This is a genomic window from Bifidobacterium sp. M0353 (genome assembly GCF_016100645.1).
In the GTDB taxonomy this organism is placed as follows: domain Bacteria; phylum Actinomycetota; class Actinomycetes; order Actinomycetales; family Bifidobacteriaceae; genus Bombiscardovia; species Bombiscardovia choladohabitans.
The window spans coordinates 1-267 of the sequence record NZ_JACFSB010000173.1 but is presented as its reverse complement, the minus strand read 5'-3'; the positions used below and the strand labels follow the sequence as shown (position 1 = coordinate 267).

The following is a 267-nucleotide window of genomic DNA, read 5'->3' as shown; positions in this document are numbered from 1 at the left end:
GCTCAGGCACGAACTGCCCTCTTTGATTCATAATATATGCAGCGGGTGATCCAGTTTCTAAACGATCTACTTTAAATTTAGTACCAGCTTTCGCAATTTTTACTTTTTTAGTACCATAAATCGCTGTACCTAACTGTGCAATTGCCGTCACAGTAGTTTCTTCAGTTGGTGAGACAATTACTGCTCCAACATTACCAGCCTTTAGGTATTGCTTTATCGGGCCCCCTATTCGGTAGTAGCGTTTACCGTTTTTAAAACGTAACGCAC

1 protein-coding gene is annotated in these 267 nt (G+C 41.2%); it reads right to left on the bottom strand.

The annotated features are described in order from the left end of the window. Window positions 1–267 (bottom strand): hypothetical protein (locus tag H3V04_RS09450; protein WP_198188394.1); only part of this gene is annotated, 267 nt, incomplete at both ends.